Below are 17,108 nucleotides of genomic sequence, written 5' to 3' on the forward strand. Positions count from 1 at the left end.
ACCCTGTCAGGTTCTCGGATTTCCCCTTTCGGTCATCCCCCAGCATAATTGCGGCACTTACCCATCCCCGTGATCACGCCCTGGGAGAACGCCTTGCCGAGCGTATCCACATTGACCACCGCCGATCCGGCGTTATTGGTGCAACTCTCCGACAGTCACCTGTTTGCCGAAGCGGACGGCGCGTTGCTGGGCATGAACACCCGCGACAGTCTGCAAAAGGTCATCGAACTGGTGCGCGCGCAACAGCCGCGGATTAACTTGATCCTGGCCACGGGGGATCTGTCCCAGGACGGGACGCTGGAGTCCTACCAGCAATTTCGCGACATGACGCGCCAGCTCGATGCGCCGGCACGCTGGATTCCCGGCAATCACGATGAGCCGCGAATCATGGCCAAGGCGGCGGTGCAGAGCGCTTTGCTGGAACCTGTGGTGGATATCGGCAACTGGCGAGTCACGTTGCTCGATTCGGCGGTGCCAGGCTCGGTGCCAGGTTATTTGGAAGATGAACAGTTGCAGTTGCTCGCCCGCGCGTTGAGCGAAGCGCCGGAGCGTCATCATCTGGTGTGCTTCCATCATCATCCGGTCTCGATTGGTTGCGCGTGGATGGAGCCTATCGGTCTGCGCAATCCCGAGGCGTTTTTTGAAGTGCTGGATCGTTTTCCGCAGGTGCGCGCCGTGCTGTGGGGGCATGTGCACCAGGAAATCGATCAAATACGTAACGGCGTGCGTCTGATCGCCTCGCCGTCGACCTGCATCCAGTTCGAGCCGGGCAGCGAGGATTTCAAGGTTGGCGAACAGGCACCCGGGTATCGCTGGTTGCGGTTGCTACCCGATGGACGGCTGGAAACCGGGGTAGAACGGGTCATCGGCTTCGATTTCACCGTGGATTACGGCTCCAACGGCTACTGATTGCTCTTTCATTTCCAGAAACCGAGGCGCGGTCATCGCGAGCAGGCTCGCTCCCACAGGGACCTGAGGCGCTCCAAAAAACCTGTGGGAGCGAGCTTGCTCGCGATGGCGTCCTCACCGACACCCTGATTTTCGTGGATATCCCCGATTCCCCCGGGTCCCTGTAAACTCCGCCTCTTTAGCCGACGCACAGGGAGCTCAAATGTCCGGTTCGATCCTTTATATCCACGGCTTGAACAGCTCGCCGTTGTCGAAGAAGGCCTGCCAGTTGATCTACGTGATGGAGCGACTGGGCCTGAGCGAATACTTGCGTGTTCCGGCGTTGCACCACCACCCGCGCCGGGCTATCGAGCAGCTGGAGCAGGCGATTGCCGAGCTGGGGCGGCCACTGCTGGTCGGCAGCTCGCTCGGCGGCTACTATGCCACTCACCTGGCTGAGCGCCTTGGCTTGAAAGCCCTGTTGATCAACCCTGCCGTCAGCCCGCACCGGATGTTCGACGGCTTTCTGGGGACGCAGAAAAATCTGTATACCGATGAGACCTGGGAAATGACCCACGACCACGTGACAGCCCTGGCTGAACTGGAAGTGCCGGCGCCCCAGGATCCACAGCGTTATCAGGTATGGTTGCAGACGGCTGACGAAACGCTGGACTATCGCCTCGCCCAGCAGTATTACCGGGCATGCGCCTTGCGTATTCAGGCCGGTGGCGACCACAGTTTCCAGGGTTTTGCCACGCGACTGCCGGCCATGTTGAGTTTTGCCGGCATTGGCGCCGATTTGTATCAGGCAATCGATTTCACCGCATTGTGAGCGATAGCCCCATGAATTCCTTTTTCACCGAACACTGACGACGAGACCCCATGGCCACTCCCAGCGCTAGCTCTTATAACGCAGACGCCATCGAAGTCCTCTCGGGCCTCGACCCGGTGCGCAAGCGCCCCGGCATGTACACCGACACCAGTCGGCCGAACCACCTTGCCCAGGAAGTCATCGACAACAGCGTCGACGAAGCCTTGGCCGGGCATGCCTCATCGGTACAGGTGATCCTGCATGCCGACCATTCCCTGGAAGTCAGCGATGACGGCCGTGGCATGCCGGTGGACATTCACCCCGAGGAAGGTGTTTCGGGCGTCGAGCTGATCCTCACCAAGCTGCATGCCGGCGGCAAGTTTTCCAACAAAAACTACCAGTTCTCCGGCGGTCTGCACGGGGTGGGTATTTCCGTGGTCAACGCCTTGTCCACCGAAGTTCGGGTGCGTGTAAAACGTGACGGCAACGAATATCAGATGACTTTCGCTGACGGTTACAAAAAGACCGAGCTGGAAGTGATCGGTACCGTCGGCAAGCGCAACACCGGTACCAGCGTATTCTTTGCGCCGGACCCGAAATACTTCGACTCGCCGAAATTCTCCATCAGCCGCCTCAAGCATGTGCTCAAGGCCAAGGCCGTTCTGTGCCCGGGCTTGCTGGTCAGTTTTGAAGACAAGGCCACCGGCGAAAAAGTCGAATGGCATTACGAAGACGGCCTGCGTTCCTATCTGGTGGATGCGGTCAGCGAATTCGAGCGCCTGCCGGACGAGCCGTTCTGCGGCAGCCTGGCCGGTAATAAAGAAGCGGTGGATTGGGCACTGCTGTGGCTGCCCGAAGGTGGCGACGCGGTCCAGGAAAGCTACGTCAACCTGATCCCGACGGCCCAGGGCGGCACCCACGTCAACGGTCTGCGCCAGGGCCTGCTCGATGCCATGCGCGAGTTCTGCGAATTCCGCAGCCTGTTGCCGCGCGGCGTGAAGCTGGCGCCGGAAGACGTCTGGGAACGCATCGCCTTCGTTCTGTCGATGAAGATGCAGGAACCGCAATTCTCCGGCCAGACCAAGGAGCGCCTGTCGTCCCGTGAAGCGGCGGCGTTCGTCTCCGGTGTGGTCAAAGATGCGTTCAGCCTGTGGCTCAATGCCAACCCGGAAACCGGCATGCTGCTGGCGGAACTGGCGATCAACAACGCCGGCCGTCGCCTCAAGGCCAGCAAGAAGGTCGAGCGCAAACGCATTACCCAAGGCCCGGCGCTGCCGGGCAAACTGGCCGACTGTGCCGGGCAGGACCCGATGCGTTCCGAGCTGTTCCTGGTGGAAGGTGATTCCGCCGGCGGTTCCGCCAAGCAAGCGCGGGACAAGGAATTCCAAGCGATCCTGCCGTTGCGCGGCAAGATCCTCAACACCTGGGAAGTCGACGGCAGCGAAGTGCTCGCCAGTCAGGAAGTGCACAACATCGCCGTGGCCATCGGCGTCGATCCGGGCGCGGCGGACATGAGCCAACTGCGCTACGGCAAGATCTGCATCCTCGCCGACGCCGACTCCGACGGTCTGCACATCGCGACCTTGCTGTGCGCCTTGTTCGTCCAGCATTTCCGCCCGTTGGTGGATGCCGGTCACGTCTATGTCGCGATGCCGCCGTTGTACCGCATCGACCTGGGCAAAGAGATCTACTATGCCCTCGATGAAGCCGAACGCGATGGTATCCTCGATCGCCTGGTGGCCGAGAAGAAGCGCGGCAAGCCGCAGGTCACCCGATTCAAGGGGCTGGGCGAAATGAACCCGCCGCAGCTGCGCGAGACCACCATGGACCCGAACACCCGGCGTCTGGTGCAGTTGACCCTGGAAGATTTCGAGGCGACCTCGGAAATGATGGACATGCTGCTGGCGAAGAAGCGCGCCGGTGACCGCAAGACCTGGCTGGAGTCCAAGGGCAACCTGGCCGAGGTGCTGGGCTGATGCGTCTGGGCTTTGCCCTGGCCTGTGGGTTGCTGCTGACGTCGATTACGGTATCTGCCGAGCCGGCGCCACAGCTGCGCGTGTTGTCCGGGCATGTCATCGAGGGTATGCGCGGCGGCAACCTGTCCGGCCTGGCGCAGTGCGGCAATGACCTGTGGGCGGTTTCCGACCGCGACGATGACCAGATCTACCGCCTCGATACCCGCGAATCCGTGTGGCAGGCACAAACAGTGCGCATCGACGTACCGCTGGTGCCTGACAGCGGTTTGCCCTGGGGGCTGAAGTCCCGCGTCTGGGTAGCTTCGTTCGTGCGTGGCGGCGATCTGGACTTCGAAGGCATCACCTGCGACAGCGCCGGCAATCGCTACATCGTCAGCGAAGGCCATGCCGCTGTCTTGCAAGTGCCGCCAACCGGGCCTGCCACCTGGCTGAAAATTTCGCCGATGATGGTTCGCGAAGCACGGGCCAGAGGCCTGCTCTTGCAATTCAACGCGTTGTTCGAAGGGCTGGCGATCAATCCGGCGGGGGATCAGATGTGGCTCGCCGCCGAGCGTCAAGGTCGGGGACTGCTGATGATCAAGCGCAAGCAAACGTTGTGGGATTGCGACGGTGGCTGCGTGCTGCTGAGCGAGGCGGGCATGGAAATGCAGCCCGAGCAGTTTCCCCATGCCAAGGCTGTCCCACGGGACTTCTCTGATCTGTCGCTGTTCAACGGCAAGCTGTTCACCCTTGAACGCAATGCCTTCCAGATCTGCCGCCGGGATGCGCAGACGGCCAAGGTCGAGCGCTGTTGGTCGTACGCCGCCGAGTTGTTGCAGGAAAACCGTCGTTATTCACAGAACTACGGGCTGGAAGAAGCGCTGATCGTGGATGCCGATGGCGCCTGGATCGGTGTCGACAATAATTTCGGCGCACGCGCCGATGGCGAAGTCCGCCCGGTGGTCTGGCGCTTCGCCGCACCGGAAGGTGGCTGGAGTGCCAAACCATGAGACAACAACGCCCGGGGCAGCGTATCGGCCGGGTGTTCATGGTGCTGGCCTGGTGTGCGGCGCTGTTTCTGGCCACGCGGTTTTTCGCCCAGTGGGAAGCGCGTCAGCAAAATCCGAATGTGGTGGTCAGTTCGGAGCAGGGCGAAGGTTTCATCGAGGTGAAACTGGTGAGCAATGTGCAGGGGCATTTCGTCGCCAGCGGCCAGATCAACGGCCAGCCGGTGGACTTCATGCTCGATACCGGTGCGACCGATGTGTCGATTCCGGCGGGCCTGGCCAAGCGCTTGAAGCTCGAAGAAGGATTCGGCGTGACCCTGAGCACGGCCAATGGCCTGAGCCAGGGCTATCGCACCCGTATCGAACGCCTGCAACTGGGCGACATCGTGCTGCGGGATGTACGCGCACTGGTGGCCCCGGGGCTGCATGGCGATCAGGTGTTGCTCGGCATGAGCGCACTGAACAAACTTGAATTTACCCAGCGCGGTGGCACCATGCTGCTGCGCCAGACAACGAACCGATGAGGCCCGCATGAGCGACTCCCTTGATCTCAGCCTGGACGGTGTAGAACGCCGGTCACTGGCTGACTTCACCGAAAATGCCTACCTCAACTACTCCATGTACGTGATCATGGACCGTGCCCTGCCGCATATCGGCGACGGCCTGAAACCGGTACAGCGCCGCATTATTTATGCGATGAGCGAGTTGGGGCTGGACGCCGATTCCAAGCACAAGAAATCGGCGCGTACCGTCGGTGACGTGCTCGGTAAGTTCCACCCCCACGGCGATTCGGCCTGCTACGAAGCCATGGTGCTGATGGCCCAGCCGTTCAGCTATCGCTACACGCTGGTCGACGGCCAGGGCAACTGGGGTGCGCCGGATGATCCCAAGTCCTTCGCCGCCATGCGTTACACCGAAGCGCGGCTGTCGCGTTATTCCGAAGTGCTGCTCAGCGAGCTGGGCCAGGGCACGGCGGATTGGGGCCCGAACTTCGACGGTACCCTCGACGAACCGCTGGTGTTGCCGGCACGTTTGCCGAATATCCTGCTCAACGGCACCACCGGTATCGCCGTGGGCATGGCCACCGACGTTCCGCCGCACAACCTGCGGGAAGTCGCCACGGCGTGCGTGCGTTTGCTCGACGAGCCCAAGGCCACGGTCGAACAGCTCTGTGAGCACATCCAGGGCCCGGACTACCCGACCGAAGCGGAAATCATCACCCCGCGCGCCGACCTGCTGAAAATCTACGAAACCGGTCGCGGTTCGGTGCGCATGCGCGCCGTGTATCACATCGAAGACGGCGACATCATCGTCACCGCGCTGCCGCATCAGGTCTCGGGCGCCAAGGTGCTGGAGCAGATCGCCGCGATGATGCAGGCCAAGCCGTCCAAGGCGCCGCAAATTGCCGACCTGCGTGACGAATCCGACCACGAAAACCCGTGCCGGATCGTGATCATTCCGGGGGCGCGGAAAAACTTCGACCACGATGCCCTGATGCAGCACCTGTTCGCCAGCACCGAGCTGGAGTCGAGCTACCGGGTCAACATCAATATCATCGGCCTGGACGGCAAGCCGCAGTTGAAAAACCTGCGGGCGCTGCTGGTCGAATGGCTGGAGTTCCGGGTGCAGACCGTGCGTCGTCGCCTGCAATTCCGCCTCGACAAGGTCGAGCGTCGCCTGCACCTGTTGGACGGTTTGTTGATTGCCTACCTCAACCTGGATGAAGTGATCCACATCATCCGTACCGAGGAGCATCCGAAAGCCGCGTTGATCGAACGTTTCGCCCTCAGCGAAATCCAGGCCGACTACATCCTCGACACCCGTCTGCGTCAGTTGGCGCGACTGGAAGAGATGAAGCTGCGTGCCGAGCAGGATGAACTGCTCAAGGAACAAGCCAAGCTGCAAGCCCTGCTGAGCAGCGAAACCAAGTTGAAAAAACTGGTGCGCAGCGAACTGATCAAGGACGCTGAAACCTACGGGGATGACCGCCGGTCGCCTATCGTCGAGCGCGCCGAAGCCAAGGCCCTGACCGAGCACGATCTGCTGCCGAACGAGAAAGTGACGGTGGTGCTGTCGGAAAAAGGCTGGATTCGCTCCGCCAAAGGCCACGAAATCGACGCCACCGGGCTTTCCTACAAGGCCGGGGACGGTTTCAAGGCGCTGGCAGCCGGGCGCTCCAACCAGTTTGCGGTGTTTATCGACTCCACCGGTCGCAGTTATTCGGTGGCCGCCCACACCTTGCCGTCGGCCCGTGGCCAGGGCGAGCCACTGACCGGTCGCCTGACGCCGCCGCCAGGGGCGAGTTTCGAATGCGTGCTGATGCCCGAAGACGATGCGCTGTACGTGATCGCTTCCGACGCCGGCTACGGTTTCGTGGTCAAGGGAGAAGACCTGCAGGCCAAGAACAAGGCGGGCAAGGCCCTGCTGAGCCTGCCGAACAACGCCAAGGTCATGCTGCCGCGCCTTGTGGCCGATCGTGAGCAGAACTGGCTGGCGTCGGTGACGACCGAAGGTCGCCTGCTGATCTTCAAAATCAGCGACCTGCCACAATTAGGTAAAGGCAAAGGCAATAAGATCATCGGGATTCCCGGTGAGCGAGTGGCCAGTCGTGAAGAGTATGTGACGGACATCGCCGTATTGCCGGACGGTGCAACACTGGTGTTGCAGGCCGGAAAACGTACTTTGTCACTGAAAGCGGACGATCTTGAGCACTACAAGGGTGAGCGTGGTCGTCGTGGTAACAAATTGCCGCGTGGTTTCCAGCGGGTAGATGCACTGCTCGTCGAAAGCCCGGTCAACTGAGCGCTACTGCGTTCAGTTGACCGAAGAACGCGAGTTTGAGGCGCCGATCTACGATTTAACCCGTAGTTCGGCGCTTTGCGCTGGAGTCGGAACGCATATTCACGGATGATATGGCCTTTCAAGCGCCGGCACTGCCGCGCGTTCTTCATATTTATTGAGTATTTTTACTGTGATCAGCCTTTTTGCGATCACCTGGATGGGACGATGACTGCTCTGCGCCTTCCTTTTATTCTTTTGCTCGTCGGCGTTCTTGGCCTGGCGGGTTGCAGCGTTCACCAGCCGGTGTCGTTGTATCAGCTGGACGCTGGTAGTCCGGTTCAGCCCGCACAGAACGCGGGCATGGCGGTATTGTTGGGGCCGGTCACCGTGGCCGACTACCTGCAACGTGAGACCCTGTTGCAGCGTCAGCCTGATGGCAGCCTGCAGGCCTCGACTGACGGTCGTTGGGCTGGCAGCCTTTCGTCGGATATCGATCAGCTGCTGCTGCGTCAGGTCGCAGGTCGCCTGGACAGCCAGCGCGTAGTGCTGGCCCCGGCGACAGTGGGCTTCACGCCGGATGTTCAGGTACTGCTGACCATCACGCGCCTGGACTCGGGTGAAAAACAACCGGCGATCCTCGACGCGCAATGGCGCCTGATCGACCGTCGCGGGCAGGTCCGCGACAACCGCATCATCCATTTGCAGGAACAGCATGCCGGTACCACGGCGGCGCAGGTCCAGGCACAGGGTGTGTTGTTGCAACGACTGGCCGAACAACTGTCGGTGGCGCTCAAGCCCCTGGCCAATCAGCCGCCGATCGCCGAAGTTCCGCGCAAACCGGCAGCCAAGGCGCCAGCACCTGCGGTAGAGCAGGAAAAGCAGCCGAAGATCCCGATGGCCGCGCCTATTCGTACGGATATGGAAGTGTTCCGCTTCTGACCCTGGATGGATTTGAAACAAAGCCCGCATTGATGCGGGCTTTGTTGTTTCTGCGGGCTGGAGATCTTTAGCGCCTGTTCCGGCCTCATCGCGAGCAGGCTCGCTCCCACAATTGATCCGGACAGCCCACAGGAGGGGGGTCACTGACGATCCCCTGTGGGAGCGAGCTTGCTCGCGATGAGGCCAGAACAGGCCACAAAAAAGCCCGCAGACGATCGCTCATCTGCGGGCTTCTTCAGATCGGGGCCTGCGGCTTAAGCGCGGCGCTCGTGCATCCGCGCCAGTTGCCGCTCGAGCATCGACGGATACGGCTCCATCAACCGCTCCACGCAGCATGCACCTTCAGGGCTGGCAATCGGGCGGATCCGTGCACGCTGACGGATCAACGCGTCGTCACTGATCTTGCGCTCCACCAGCAGCAGGTTGCGGCTGTGTTGTGACAGTGCCAGGGCGTCCTGGGCGGGGTCGGTCAGCAGCAGGTCGATCTGGCTCAGGCCGAACAGTTCGTCGCCCAGGGTCAGGCCCAGCTGCAACTGCAGGGTAATGCCGCTGTCCGCGACTTCGATCTGCAACTGGTGGCCTAGAGCCCGCAGCAGCTCGCCACAGCAGATGGCGTTGGTCAGGTAATCGTCGCCGCTGTCTTCGGTGTGGAACAGCATCAACGTGCTGCCATCGTTCAAGGTCTCCACTTCGCCTTGATACAGCGAAGCGGCCTGGTCGAGGCAATCGCGATAGCGTTCGAGCAGCTCTTCAAGTCGCGCACGCGGCAGGCGTCGCAGTTGCTCCTGGGAACCCAGTTGCACCGCCAGCACCGCGCTGTGTTGCGGCACGCTCGGCGTGGCCTTGCGAATCACCGGTTGTGGAGGGCTGTCCAGCGACTCGTCGCGCAGATCGGCGAACGGGTCTTCATCATCGTCGTCTTCAACAGTGCTGACGATCTGCCGTGGCGCTGGCTTGAGCGCCGCTACCGGGCGGCTCTCGTCGAAACTCGGGTCGCGCAGGTTACGGACTTCGAAGGCCGGGTCGGCCTCGTCATCGACGTCGTCGAATTCCGGTTCCGGTTCCGGCACAGGGGCGGGCTCCGGGGCGAAGTTGGCGTGCAGCTGGCGCGCCAGGTCGCCGATTTCGTCCTGGCGGTCGGTGCCCGGGGTGTATTCGTCGATGTTGCGCAGCCACACCCGCAATTGCAGCAGCGGCGTGGAGAGATAACGCCCCATGCGCAGGCTCAGGGCCAGGGACAGGGCCAGCAGGATGGCGCTCAGAATGCCCATGCTTTGCAGGCTGATGGTCATCGGCTGCTGGAACTGGTCCATGTCCAGGCTGATGCGCAATTGCCCGGCAGTCACGTCCTGGAAGGTGATTTTGCTCTGGTACATGCCCTCGGCTTCGCCCAGCAGGCCATGCTTGGGACGCTGGCCGGATTCGGCGAGGATGCGGTTGTCCGGGCTGTAGATGGCGGCGTGGGCCACCAGTTTGTTCTTGGTCAGGTTATTGAGCAGCACATTGAGGCTGAGGATGTCGTTGGACACCAACAGCTCGGTGGCCGAGGTGGCCGTCTGCGTAGTCAGGCTTTCGCCCAGCGCATCCGCCTGCTCGTGCATGGCCTGCTTGAACTGCAGGCCCATCACACCGGCATAGATGACCAGGGCCAGGGCGACCAGAATCACGTTATGGCTGGCGATGCGCAATGCAATCGGTACACGGCGGTGGCGCAGTGCCCGGAAGATCAGCAGGAAGAAGTTATCGGTTTTTACTGGCGTAGGCCGGTTCACTTGAGCTCGGCTCTTTTGTCCGTGGAGTTGACGCGCAGTATAGCGACAGGCCCTAGACCGTCAAAGCGCTCACGGTGCCCGATGGTCACTGAAAGTGGGTAGAATGCGGTTTTTTTCCACCTGCGGGGGTGCGCCTTGCGCGAAATCGTCCTGATAAACATCACGGGAGTCGACCGTCCGGGTCTGACTGCGGCCATTACCGGCGTTCTGGCCCAGGGTGGTGTGAACATTCTCGACATCGGTCAGGCGGTGATCCACGACACCTTGTCGTTCGGCATCCTGGTTGAAATTCCCGACACCGAGCAAGGCAAGTCCGTGCTCAAGGACATCCTGTTCAAGGGGTACGAGCTCGATCAACAGGTGCGTTTCACGCCAGTGTCCGAAGTGGATTACCAGCAGTGGGTCGGCAACCAGGGCAAAAAACGCCACATCGTGACCCTGTTGACCCGCAAGGTGACAGCCGGGCAGTTGCAGGCCGTGAGCTCGATCACCGCCAAATATGGCCTGAACATCGACCATATCGATCGTCTGTCCGGGCGCATGCCGCTGGACACTCCGGCCGACAAGGGCAAGGGCTGCATCGAGTTTTCCGTGCGTGGCGAAGCGGCTGATCCGCAGGCGCTGCGTGCCGAATTCCTCAGCGTTGCCCAGGAACTGAACGTCGACATCGCCTTCCAGGAAGATTCGCTGTTCCGTCGCAACCGTCGTCTGGCGGTGTTCGACATGGATTCGACCCTGATCGAAGCCGAAGTCATCGATGAACTGGCCAAAGCGGCGGGTGTCGGCGACAAGGTCTCGGAAATCACTGAACGGGCAATGGCCGGCGAACTGGACTTCCGCGCCAGCTTCAAAGAGCGCCTGGCCTTGCTCAAAGGCCTGGACGTCAATGTGCTGGACTCCATCGGCGCCTCGCTGCGCCTGACCGAAGGCGCCGAAACCCTGTTCGCTGAACTCAAGCGACTGGGCTACAAGACAGCGATTCTGTCGGGCGGCTTCACTTACTTCGCCAAGCAATTGCAGGCGAAGCTGGGTATCGACTATGTGTTCGCCAACGAACTGGAAGTGGTCGACGGCAAAGTCACCGGCGTGGCGATAGAGCCGATTGTCGATGCGCAGCGCAAGGCGGACTTGCTGAAGGAACTGGCACACAAGGAAGGTTTGCGTCTGGAGCAGACCATTGCGGTCGGTGACGGTGCCAATGACTTGCCGATGCTGGCGATTGCCGGGTTGGGTGTGGCGTTCCGCGCCAAGCCGCTGGTCAAGCAGTCGGCCAAGCAAGCGATCTCGACCCTGGGGCTGGATGGCGTGCTGTATCTGCTGGGTTTCCGCGATCGCGACGGACAGCTCTAACACCGCAAACTACTGTAGGAGCGAGCTTGCTCGCGATGGGCGTTAACGATGACGCGGGCAATCTGAATGCCCGCGTCGCCTCGCCGTTCATCGCGAGCAAGCTCGCTCCTACATATCAGGCCTTCGGCAGGCCCATGCCCTGACCCATCTGCACCGCTGTACCGGCGGTCATTTCTTCAGCCCACTTGACCTGATCCGGCCCGAACAGCACGACGGCGGTCGAACCCAGCTTGAAGCGACCCAGTTCCGCACCTTTTTCCAGATGGATAGGCGCGCGCGCGGTTTCGTCGTAGCGGAAGGTTTTCAGCTCGCGTTTCGGCGGCGTGACCAGACCGGCCCAAACGGTTTCAATCGACGCAACGATCATCGCGCCCACCAGCACCACGGCCATCGGTCCGCGCTCGGTGTCGAATATGCACGCCACGCGCTCGTTGCGGGCGAACAGTTCCGGAACGTTTTCAGCGGTTGTCTGGTTGACCGAGAACAGGCGACCCGGGATGTAGACCATCTCGCGCAGGGTGCCGGCCAGTGGCATGTGCACGCGGTGGTAGTCCTTCGGCGACAGGTAGATGGTCGCGAAGTCGCCACCCATGAACGGCGCAGCGTTTGCCGCATCGCCACCCAACAGTTCCAGCACGCTGAAGCTGTGGCCCTTGGCCTGGAACACACGACCGTGTTCGATCGGGCCAAGCTGGCTGATCGCGCCGTCGGCCGGGCTGAGGATCGCGCCCGGAGTCTCGTCCAGCGGGCGGGCACCGTCTTTCAGCGCGCGGGTGAAGAACGCATTGAAGTGCTCGTAGGCGGTCAGGTCTTCGACCAGCGCCTGGGACATGTCCACCTGATAGCGCTTGGCGAACCAGGCGGTAAAGGCATTCTTGAACCAGCGCACGCGGCATTCGGCGATGCAGCCGGCCAGTCGCGAGAGCAAGTTGTGGGGCAGCAGGTACTGGCCGAGGAGAAACAGACGCTTGTTCATTAACGGTCCTTAAAAATCTTAAATGTCTACCGGGGTATCGGGATGGTTGCCCCATTCGCCCCAGGAGCCGGCGTAGCCTTTGACCCGCGGATAACCGAGAGCCTTGGCCACCAGATAGGTGAAGCCAGAACGATGGTGGGTCTGGCAGTGGGTAATCACTTCTTTGTCTTTACTGATCCCGAGTTGTTCGAGGATCTGCGGCATGTCGGTGCGGATGCGCAACTGGCGTGCCTTATCCATGCCGGCGGTCCATTCGAAATTGACCGCGCCGGGAATGTGTCCGCCCTTGGCTGCCAAGACTTTCTCGCCGGAAAACTCCAGCGGTCCGCGTGCATCCCAGATCGCCAGATCGGCGGCACCGAGACGGCTTTGCAGGTATTCGCGGGTGGCGGTGGGTTCGTCGTGCAAGGTCAGTGGAACCGGGCCGCCCACGGGTGGCGGGATCTGGATCGACATGGGCAAGCCTTCCGCCAGCCAGGCCATGAGGCCGCCGTCGACATAGTGGTACTTGCCGTGGCCGATGACATCCAGCAGCCAGATGAAGCGCCCGGCCCAACCGCCGCCTTCGTCGTCATACACCACGTAGACCGCGTCGGGGTTGTGTCCCAGCTCACCAAACAGCGCTTCGAGTGCTGCCTTCGGGGGCATCAGCCCCGGGGCGGGGGCCTGGCCGAGCTGCGTGCGCTTCGGATCGACAAAGCGCGCGCCGGGAATGTGCCCTTCGGCGTAGCGGGCGGGACTGGTCAAGTCCACCAGAATCAGTTCGCGGGCGTCGAGGCGAGGGAGCAAGTCGCTCGGCTCGATCACCAGCGGCAAGCCAGAGAAGTCAGACATGTGAGGTCTCCAGAGCACAAAAGGGAGGATTGTAACGCAGCTTATTGGCCTCGGTGGCTAAAGCTGTGCAGGGCTTTTTCGATGCATTGCGCGGTTTTGCCGAAGGCCTGTACGGAGATTTCCGAAAACGGCCCGCCGCCTTGATCCGCCACGACGATCATGATCACCCGGCCATTGTTGACCAGCGAACGCAGCAGCAGGTGTTCGCCGCTGAACTGCGAGCGCAGGTTGTTGGGTAGCAGGGCCGAGAATTGCACGTTGTTGGCTGGCGTCAGGCGCACCTGGGCCTGCTGCGCAAGCAGGCGTTGCAACACGTTGCTCTGGCTGACCACGAAGTTCAACCCGGCAGCCTCCTTCGGCAGGCCGGCCGTCTGGTGCACACGCAGGTTGGTGTGGGTGCGGTCGGCCATCAGGATCATCACCCGACGCATGCCGCAGGCCACGAGGGCGTCCCGGGCGGCGATGGTCAAGTGCATGGCGTTGGTGAAGCGACTCGGCTCGACCAGCAATTCGGCGCATTGCTTGCGCCACTTCGCCAGGTCTTCGGCGGTGGGTGCCGCTGCTGGCAGTAAGCCTGCGTGGACGCGGTTCATGCCCCACGGCCAGATCAGCGATTCGGCGGGGTGCCAGAGGTCGGGCATGGCGTGATGGCGTGCGCTGTTGGCGGCTTGCTGGTGCAGTTGTTGCTGCAGCTCGTCCATCGGCATTTGCAGGTAAAGGCAGGTCAGGTACTGCCAGCGCTCACTGTGGGGGCTGTCCCAGGCGTGTTGCGCCGACAGTGCCAGCCCGTTGGCCAGCAGCACCGTATTGGCCGGTTGATTGAGCCAGCGGCGCAGGGTCGGATCGTCATCGAGGCGGTTCTGCTGACGCAGTGGATGCTCGCTGTCACGGGCGATGCGCAGGACTTTCACCAGTTCCCGCTGTTCGGTGAGCAGCAGGCGATAACCCTGCTGCACCCAGATCGGCAAGCGCCAGACCTCTACCAGCGCCTGACCGATGTCCAGCAGGCGTACGCCAAACAGTTGCTGCTCGACTTTGCGTGCCGACTCGCCTTTATGGATGACCCGCAGCTCCCAGTCTTCGAGCAGTTTCGGATGGGTCAGCGCCAACGGCCACAGGGGCGAAAGAAACAGCAGGCTGCCCCAATGGATGTCCTGCCACAGCCGCGCCAGGCGGCTGGCAAAAAAACCGTTGGCCTGTTGCGTGGCGTGCTGGCTGATCATCTGCAACTGACGCAGGGCTTTGGGGATCTCGGACTGGGGTTCGACGGGCAACCGCGCGAGCAGTTCTTCGGTGCGCTTCAGGCCGAGGCGATTGATCGCAATCTCGAGGTTTTCCGCAGGCTCGATCATGCCGCCATGGGTATGCCGGTTGGCTTCGCGAATCACGCTCAAGGCCAGTGCCGGGCTGCCTTGCATGAGGTCGGCGATATCGCGCAGCGAGCTGCGGCTGTCGCCGATGGCCTTGCAGACCCGGTCGTGACTGGCTTGCGGAACCGGCAGGCGCACGCCATCGAGCAGCTTGACCCAGCCTTCGAGAGTGGTCGGTTTCGGGGTTGGAACGTTCGTTTCGTTAACCATGGTGGGAGGCGATCATCGTCAACATTACCTGGGCCCGGAAGGGGTCAAATTAGCTTTTCGCCTGAACTGGCTATAGTCTGGCGCAGTTTTGCCGATAAGTAGAAGAAGAGATTTTTTAACTTCCGAATATGACCTTGAACCCGACTCAGTAAGTGCTCTCCTAACCTATGGCTAAAATTATCGGCATCATCGTCGTATTCGCGAGCGTGCTCGGCGGATACGTGCTTTCCCACGGCAAGATTGCCGCCCTGATCCAGCCTTTCGAGGTCATGATCATCGGCGGCGCGGCCCTCGGCGCTTTCCTGCAGGCCAACCCCGGCTACATGACCATGCACGTGCTCAAGAAGTCCCTGAGCATGTTCAGTTCGCGTTTCAACCACGGCTTCTACCTTGAAGTGCTGGGCCTGATCTACGAGATCCTCAACAAGAGCCGCCGCGAAGGCATGATGGCCATCGAAGGCGACATCGAAGATGCCGCCGCGAGCCCGATCTTCGCCAAGTACCCGACCGTTCTCAAGGACGAGCGCATGACCGCGTTCATCTGCGATTACCTGCGCATCATGTCCTCCGGCAACATGGCTCCCCACGAGCTGGAAGGCTTGTTCGACATGGAACTGTTCAGCCTCAAGGAAGACCTGGAACACCCATCCCACGCCGTCAACGGCATCGCCGACGCCATGCCCGGTTTCGGTATCGTCGCGGCGGTATTGGGTATCGTGGTAACCATGGCTTCGCTGGGTGAAGGTGACCAGAAGTCCATCGGCCTGCACGTGGGTGCGGCACTGGTGGGTACCTTCTTCGGTATTCTCGCCGCCTACGGTTTCTTCGGCCCGCTGGCTCATTCCCTGGCCCACGATGCCAAGGAAGAGCTGAACGTCTATGAAGCCATCAAGGCCTCGCTGGTAGCGTCGGCGTCCGGCATGCCGCCATCGCTGGCCGTGGAGTTCGGGCGCAAGGTTCTGTACCCGGCGCACCGTCCAAGCTTCGCCGAGCTGGAACAAGCGGTTCGCGGTCGTTAAGTTATGGAAAACAATCAGCCGATCATTATCAAGCGCGTCAAGCGCATTGCCGGCGGGCACCACGGGGGCGCGTGGAAAATCGCCTTCGCCGACTTTGCCACGGCGATGATGGCGTTCTTCCTGGTGTTGTGGCTGCTGTCCACCGCCACGCCGGAACAGAAGATCGCCATCGCCGGTTACTTCAAGGACCCGATCGGCTTTTCCGAAAGCGGCACGCCGTACATCATCGATCTGGGTGGTACGCCGACCATGGCGCCGGAAAACACCCTCAACCCCGAGGTCAAGTCCCAGCCACAGCCGGACAAGGTCACTATCGATACCGACCAGGTCGAAGGCATGGCCGAGCAGGTCGAAAAAGAGCGCCTCGAACTGTTGCTGCAAGAATTGCAGAACAAGGTCGAAGAAAACCCGCAGATGCAGAAGTTCAAGGACCAGATCCTGTTCGAAATCACGCCGGACGGCCTGCGTATCCAGATCATGGACGCGGAAAACCGCCCGATGTTCGATTCAGGCTCGGCTCGCTTGAAGCCGTATTTCGAAGACATCCTGCTGGCCATGGCCGACACCATCAAGGCGGTTCCGAACAAGATCAGCATCAGCGGCCACACCGATGCCAAGCCATACACCGGCACCGGTGATTTCGGTAACTGGGAGCTTTCGGCCAACCGTGCCAACGCCGCACGGCGTGCGCTGGTGGCGGGCAGTTATCCGGAGGCACAGGTGGCGCGGGTGGTCGGTTATGCCTCGTCGGCCCTGTTCGATCGCGAGCATCCGTTCAATCCGGTCAACCGTCGCATCGACATCGTGGTGCTGACGAAGAAAGCCCAGCGTGCAATCGAAGGATCGCAAGGTGCGGAGCCTGCTGTTGATGCGCCGCAAGGTTCGGCTGCTCCGGGAGCTGCACCGGCTGAGCCGGTCGACCCGAACGCGTTGCCGGCGGACAAGGAACCGCTGCCGGCCCACGAGCTTCGTGAGCGTCTGAACCTGTTTGATGACCCGGCACCGAAACCGGGTGAGCCCGCTAAACCCGTTACAACGCCAAAGTAGTGATGTCTAGTCCTGAAACAGGTTTACCCCTGTTTCAGGACTAGCCCCCCCCCAGTACCCACGTATCTTCCGTCGTCCAAAACAAAAAACAGACAACGCTGCTACGTCGATCGCGATTGTGTCGACTAATCCGCACCTAAAACAGGACG

The 17,108-nt window shown here is 61.4% G+C and carries 14 protein-coding genes; 10 read left to right on the plus strand and 4 right to left on the minus strand.

Annotation, left to right across the window (positions count from 1 at the left end):
* Nucleotides 1–93: 93 nt before the first annotated feature.
* From cpdA to ACM6J5_RS04585, 7 genes are all read left to right on the plus strand, one after another.
* Nucleotides 94–909, plus strand: coding sequence for a 3',5'-cyclic-AMP phosphodiesterase (cpdA, locus tag ACM6J5_RS04555; protein ID WP_095943190.1), 816 nt, complete (start codon nucleotides 94–96; stop codon nucleotides 907–909).
* A 202-nt stretch (nucleotides 910–1,111) separates the two neighbouring features.
* A complete protein-coding gene (locus ACM6J5_RS04560; protein ID WP_095943189.1) occupies nucleotides 1,112–1,720 on the plus strand; it encodes a YqiA/YcfP family alpha/beta fold hydrolase in 609 nt (202 codons plus the stop codon).
* Between the two features lie 50 nt (nucleotides 1,721–1,770).
* A complete protein-coding gene (parE, locus tag ACM6J5_RS04565) occupies nucleotides 1,771–3,675 on the plus strand; it encodes a DNA topoisomerase IV subunit B (protein WP_414927907.1) in 1,905 nt (634 codons plus the stop codon).
* Nucleotides 3,675–4,664 carry an esterase-like activity of phytase family protein gene (locus ACM6J5_RS04570; protein WP_414927908.1) on the plus strand — a complete coding sequence of 330 codons (990 nt, stop codon included), beginning with the start codon at nucleotides 3,675–3,677 and terminating at the stop codon, nucleotides 4,662–4,664. The genes parE and ACM6J5_RS04570 overlap by 1 nt, the downstream gene beginning before the upstream one ends.
* Complete coding sequence (locus ACM6J5_RS04575) at nucleotides 4,661–5,185, plus strand: TIGR02281 family clan AA aspartic protease (protein WP_095943186.1); 525 nt, start codon at nucleotides 4,661–4,663, stop codon at nucleotides 5,183–5,185. Before ACM6J5_RS04570 ends, ACM6J5_RS04575 begins: the two co-directional genes overlap by 4 nt.
* A gap of 7 nt (nucleotides 5,186–5,192) precedes the next feature.
* Nucleotides 5,193–7,463 carry a DNA topoisomerase IV subunit A gene (gene parC / locus ACM6J5_RS04580; protein WP_414927909.1) on the plus strand — a complete coding sequence of 757 codons (2,271 nt, stop codon included), beginning with the start codon at nucleotides 5,193–5,195 and terminating at the stop codon, nucleotides 7,461–7,463.
* Between the two features lie 204 nt (nucleotides 7,464–7,667).
* Entirely contained in the window at nucleotides 7,668–8,381 is a 714-nt protein-coding gene (locus ACM6J5_RS04585; protein ID WP_095943184.1) for a membrane integrity-associated transporter subunit PqiC, read from the plus strand.
* A 254-nt stretch (nucleotides 8,382–8,635) separates the two neighbouring features.
* On the opposite strand, the gene ACM6J5_RS04590 is transcribed toward ACM6J5_RS04585, so the two are convergent.
* Nucleotides 8,636–10,153 (minus strand): AhpA/YtjB family protein, encoded by a 1,518-nt coding sequence (locus tag ACM6J5_RS04590; RefSeq protein ID WP_095943183.1) that lies wholly within the window; start codon nucleotides 10,151–10,153, stop codon nucleotides 8,636–8,638.
* Nucleotides 10,154–10,288: 135 nt separating this feature from the next.
* Between ACM6J5_RS04590 and serB the strand changes: the two genes are divergently transcribed.
* Complete coding sequence (gene serB / locus ACM6J5_RS04595) at nucleotides 10,289–11,503, plus strand: phosphoserine phosphatase SerB (protein WP_095943182.1); 1,215 nt, start codon at nucleotides 10,289–10,291, stop codon at nucleotides 11,501–11,503.
* 115 nt (nucleotides 11,504–11,618) lie between these two features.
* Here serB and asd read toward each other — a convergent pair whose 3' ends face one another.
* Genes asd through ACM6J5_RS04610 form a run of 3 tightly spaced genes read right to left on the minus strand, consistent with a single transcriptional unit; the run spans nucleotide 11,619 to nucleotide 14,893 of the window.
* The gene (asd, locus tag ACM6J5_RS04600; RefSeq protein WP_414927910.1) at nucleotides 11,619–12,479 is read right to left on the minus strand and encodes an archaetidylserine decarboxylase; all 861 of its coding nucleotides are present in this window, start codon (nucleotides 12,477–12,479) and stop codon (nucleotides 11,619–11,621) included.
* Between the two features lie 18 nt (nucleotides 12,480–12,497).
* On the minus strand, nucleotides 12,498–13,313 hold the full coding sequence (rhdA, locus tag ACM6J5_RS04605) for a thiosulfate sulfurtransferase (RefSeq protein ID WP_414927911.1): 816 nt from the start codon (nucleotides 13,311–13,313) through the stop codon (nucleotides 12,498–12,500).
* A gap of 41 nt (nucleotides 13,314–13,354) precedes the next feature.
* Nucleotides 13,355–14,893 (minus strand): HDOD domain-containing protein, encoded by a 1,539-nt coding sequence (locus ACM6J5_RS04610; protein ID WP_095943179.1) that lies wholly within the window; start codon nucleotides 14,891–14,893, stop codon nucleotides 13,355–13,357.
* Between the two features lie 167 nt (nucleotides 14,894–15,060).
* Between ACM6J5_RS04610 and motA the strand changes: the two genes are divergently transcribed.
* On the plus strand, nucleotides 15,061–15,912 hold the full coding sequence (gene motA, locus ACM6J5_RS04615) for a flagellar motor stator protein MotA (protein WP_008048039.1): 852 nt from the start codon (nucleotides 15,061–15,063) through the stop codon (nucleotides 15,910–15,912).
* 3 nt (nucleotides 15,913–15,915) lie between these two features.
* On the plus strand, nucleotides 15,916–16,959 hold the full coding sequence (gene motB / locus ACM6J5_RS04620) for a flagellar motor protein MotB (protein ID WP_414927912.1): 1,044 nt from the start codon (nucleotides 15,916–15,918) through the stop codon (nucleotides 16,957–16,959).
* The last annotated feature ends 149 nt before the right edge of the window (nucleotides 16,960–17,108 follow it).

Source organism: Pseudomonas sp. IT-P74, assembly GCF_949768175.1.
Taxonomy (GTDB): Bacteria; Pseudomonadota; Gammaproteobacteria; order Pseudomonadales; family Pseudomonadaceae; genus Aquipseudomonas.

Excerpts from the sequence above, each read along its gene's own strand:
- ACM6J5_RS04560 (WP_095943189.1), top strand. The coding sequence starts at position 1,112 with ATGTCCGGTTCGATCCTTTATATCCACGGCTTGAACAGCTCGCCGTTG.
- parE (WP_414927907.1), top strand. The coding sequence starts at position 1,771 with ATGGCCACTCCCAGCGCTAGCTCTTATAACGCAGACGCCATCGAAGTC.
- ACM6J5_RS04570 (WP_414927908.1), top strand. The coding sequence starts at position 3,675 with ATGCGTCTGGGCTTTGCCCTGGCCTGTGGGTTGCTGCTGACGTCGATT.
- ACM6J5_RS04575 (WP_095943186.1), top strand. The coding sequence starts at position 4,661 with ATGAGACAACAACGCCCGGGGCAGCGTATCGGCCGGGTGTTCATGGTG.
- parC (WP_414927909.1), top strand. The coding sequence starts at position 5,193 with ATGAGCGACTCCCTTGATCTCAGCCTGGACGGTGTAGAACGCCGGTCA.
- ACM6J5_RS04585 (WP_095943184.1), top strand. The coding sequence starts at position 7,668 with ATGACTGCTCTGCGCCTTCCTTTTATTCTTTTGCTCGTCGGCGTTCTT.
- asd (WP_414927910.1), bottom strand. The coding sequence starts at position 12,479 with ATGAACAAGCGTCTGTTTCTCCTCGGCCAGTACCTGCTGCCCCACAAC.
- rhdA (WP_414927911.1), bottom strand. The coding sequence starts at position 13,313 with ATGTCTGACTTCTCTGGCTTGCCGCTGGTGATCGAGCCGAGCGACTTG.
- ACM6J5_RS04610 (WP_095943179.1), bottom strand. The coding sequence starts at position 14,893 with ATGGTTAACGAAACGAACGTTCCAACCCCGAAACCGACCACTCTCGAA.
- motA (WP_008048039.1), top strand. The coding sequence starts at position 15,061 with ATGGCTAAAATTATCGGCATCATCGTCGTATTCGCGAGCGTGCTCGGC.
- motB (WP_414927912.1), top strand. The coding sequence starts at position 15,916 with ATGGAAAACAATCAGCCGATCATTATCAAGCGCGTCAAGCGCATTGCC.